Source organism: Achromobacter sp. RW408 (genome assembly GCF_003184165.1).
GTDB lineage: Bacteria > Pseudomonadota > Gammaproteobacteria > Burkholderiales > Burkholderiaceae_B > Achromobacter > Achromobacter xylosoxidans.
This window is the reverse complement of record NZ_QHHO01000049.1, coordinates 793,550-796,486: the sequence shown is the minus strand read 5'-3', so window position 1 is coordinate 796,486 and position 2,937 is coordinate 793,550. Positions and strand designations below refer to the sequence as shown.

Sequence of the window (2,937 nt, the reverse complement as noted above, 5' to 3'; positions counted from 1 at the left end):
CTTGCGTCTGGCCCGGCCTTCGAAACGGGATCGCCCGGACGAAAAAAAGCCCCCTGCAAAGAGGGGGCTTCCCGTGGCTCCGCCCGGCAGCGGGCGGGGGTGACGATCAGCTGTGATAGGCCGATTCGCCGTGGCTGGTGACGTCCAGCCCTTCGCGTTCCTGGTCTTCCGGCACGCGCAGGCCGCACAGGGCGTTGGCGATCTTGTAGGCGATCCAGGCGACCACGCCCGACCAGACGATGGTCAGCAGCACGCCTTCGAGCTGCACCCAGAGCTGGCCCAGGATCATGCCAGGCTCGGCCAGGCCCGGGCCGCCCAGGGCCTGGGCGTTGAAGATGCCGGTCAACAGGGCGCCGACGATGCCGCCCACGCCGTGCACGCCGAACACGTCCAGCGCATCATCGGCGCGCAGCAGGCGCTTCAGGCCATTGACACCCCACACGCAGACCACGCCAGCAACCACGCCGATGATCAGCGCGCCCACCGGGCCCACCAGGCCGGCGGCCGGGGTGATGCCGACCAGGCCGGCGACGGCGCCCGAGGCGGCGCCCAGCATCGAAGGCTTGCCCTTGATGGCCCATTCCGTGAACAGCCAGGCCAGCACGGCGCCAGCGGTGGCGATCATGGTGTTAAAGAAGGCCAGGGTGGCGTTCTCGTTGGCGGCCAGGGCAGAGCCGGCGTTAAAGCCGAACCAGCCCACCCACAGCAGCGCGGCGCCCACGAAGGTCATCGGCAGGTTGTGCGGCTGCATGGCTTCGCGGCCATAGCCGACGCGCTTGCCGACCACATACGCGCCCACCAGGCCGGCCACGCCGGCGTTGATGTGCACCACCGTGCCGCCGGCGAAATCCAGCGCGCCCTTGGCATTGAGCAGGCCCGGCGCCGTTTCCGAGGCGAACCAGACCATGTGCGCAATGGGGATGTAGGCGAAGGTGAACCAGATCACCGTGAACACCAGCACCGCCGAAAAGCGGGCGCGTTCGGCGAAGCTGCCGACGATCAGCGCGCAGGTGATGCCGGCGAACGTGGCCTGGAAGGAGGCGAACAGCAGCTCGGTCAGCGAGTTCGACATGGCGTACTTGCCGTCGGCTGGCGTGAACATGCCGGAGAAGAAGGCGCGCGAAAGGCCGCCGAAGAATGCGTTGCCTTCGGTGAAGGCGAGGGAATAACCGTAGATGAACCAGAGGACCAGGCCCAGCACGAACGTGCACATCACTTGCAGCAGCACCGACAGCACGTTCTTGCTGCGTACCAGGCCGCCATAGAACATCGCCAGACCGGGTACGGCCATCATCAATACGAGGAGGGTAGAGACGAGCAACCAGGAGATATCTGCTTTATCCATTTTCAGGCTCCAATGAGTCTTTCTTATTTGTCTACAGCGCAGCTTCGCCGGCTTCACCCGTCCGGATGCGGATCACTTGTTCGAGGGGGGCGGCGAAGATCTTGCCGTCGCCGATCTTGCCGGTGCGGGCGGCCTGTTCGATCGCTTCGATGACCTGGTCCACCAGATGGTCGGGCACGGCGGCCTCGACCCGCAGCTTGGGCAGGAAGTCGACGGCGTATTCCGCGCCGCGGTACAGCTCGGTATGGCCCTTCTGGCGCCCGAATCCCTTCACTTCGGTAACGGTGAGGCCCTGGACGCCGATTCCGGATAGAGCCACCCGCACTTCGTCGAGCTTGAAGGGCTTGATGATGGCGATGATGAGTTTCATGGCATTTCCTCTCATGGTTGCACGTTGGCATCGACAATCAAGCAAATTCCATGCCATGTGGGGCGATGCCTGGAAAGCATAGAGGCAGGCGCGTTTGTTGTGCTGAACCGCACCAACATGGTGCGTCATGCACCATCTGCCAGCCTCAATCCGGTGCATCCCGCCCCCAAGGTGAGGAATGCAACGGAATATGTTCTGGCGCCGCCATTTGTTGCCAGTTGATGCCGGTGTGATCGCGCTCTGTTGCGCTCGCGGTGCGTGATGCGTATCGCCCATGGCCGTGCGCGCCTGGCCGCCGAGCCTTGCGGGGCGGGCTTCGCGCGTCCGTGAAAGCGGTTTCAGGAGCTTGAAAGCGGAGCACGCTCACGCCTAAAAAGGGGGCGGGGCGTGATACGAGGGTTTACACGCATAAGCTTGTTGCCAAAGGTAGGCTGAAGAAGAATCAAGTCCGGCTCATTGCGATGGCAGGGCCTGATCGGGCCGCGACAAGAGGTCCCGGCGTTGCGGCTCTCTGAATACGAAAAGCAATAAAGGAAAGAGGAATGATGAATACCCAACGCAAGACCTTTGCCGTGCTGGCGCTGGCCGCCGCGCTGGCCGCCCTGGCTGGCTGCAACAAGAGCGACGAGAAGGCCGCCCCGCCCGCGGCTTCGACCACGCCGGCCCCGTCCACCACCACGCCGGGCACGCCGCCCGCGGCCACCACGCCGCCGGCGACGACCGCGCCGTCCGGCTCGGGCGCCCCCGCCGGCGCCACCGCCGGCCTGCCTGCCGAGTGCGATGCCTACCTGACCCAGGTCAGCGCGTGCATGGACAAGCTGGGCGCCTCCAATCCCGCCGCGGCCAGCTTCAAGCAGCAGCTCGACGCCGCCAAGACTCAATGGGCCACGATCAGCGACAAGACGCAGCTGGCCTCCCAATGCAAACAGTCGGCCGACCTGTTTGCGCAGTCCGCTTCGCAGATGGGCTGCAAGTAACGATGTTGGTAGGGGGCTGCCCCCAAGGCGGCCCGGTTTTCTCCTGTGCTTTGATGGGCGGTCACCGCATGCGGCCCGCCCTCTTTTTTTGCCGCCGGGCCGCCCCAAGGCAAAAACGCCCCCTCGGGGGGGCAGCGACCCGCGCAGCGGCGGAGCGTGGGGGTCTTTTTTTGCCGCTGGGCCGCCCCAAGGCAAAAACGCCCCCTCGGGGGGCAGCGACCCGCGCAGCGGCGGAGCGTGGGGGC

3 protein-coding genes are annotated in these 2,937 nt (G+C 65.7%); 1 reads left to right on the top strand and 2 read right to left on the bottom strand.

The window, feature by feature from the left end:
- Window positions 1–106: 106 nt before the first annotated feature.
- The gene (gene amt, locus DK459_RS23130; protein ID WP_006387995.1) at window positions 107–1,345 is read right to left on the bottom strand and encodes an ammonium transporter; all 1,239 of its coding nucleotides are present in this window, start codon (window positions 1,343–1,345) and stop codon (window positions 107–109) included.
- 31 nt (window positions 1,346–1,376) lie between these two features.
- On the bottom strand, window positions 1,377–1,715 hold the full coding sequence (locus DK459_RS23125) for a P-II family nitrogen regulator (protein ID WP_006218735.1): 339 nt from the start codon (window positions 1,713–1,715) through the stop codon (window positions 1,377–1,379).
- Window positions 1,716–2,257: 542 nt separating this feature from the next.
- Here DK459_RS23125 and DK459_RS23120 point away from each other — a divergent pair.
- A complete protein-coding gene (locus tag DK459_RS23120; protein WP_024068407.1) occupies window positions 2,258–2,692 on the top strand; it encodes a DUF5339 family protein in 435 nt (144 codons plus the stop codon).
- The last annotated feature ends 245 nt before the right edge of the window (window positions 2,693–2,937 follow it).

Coding starts and splice junctions, on each gene's coding strand:
- DK459_RS23125 (WP_006218735.1), bottom strand. CDS start 1,715: ATGAAACTCATCATCGCCATCATCAAGCCCTTCAAGCTCGACGAAGTG.
- DK459_RS23120 (WP_024068407.1), top strand. CDS start 2,258: ATGATGAATACCCAACGCAAGACCTTTGCCGTGCTGGCGCTGGCCGCC.
- amt (WP_006387995.1), bottom strand. CDS start 1,345: ATGGATAAAGCAGATATCTCCTGGTTGCTCGTCTCTACCCTCCTCGTA.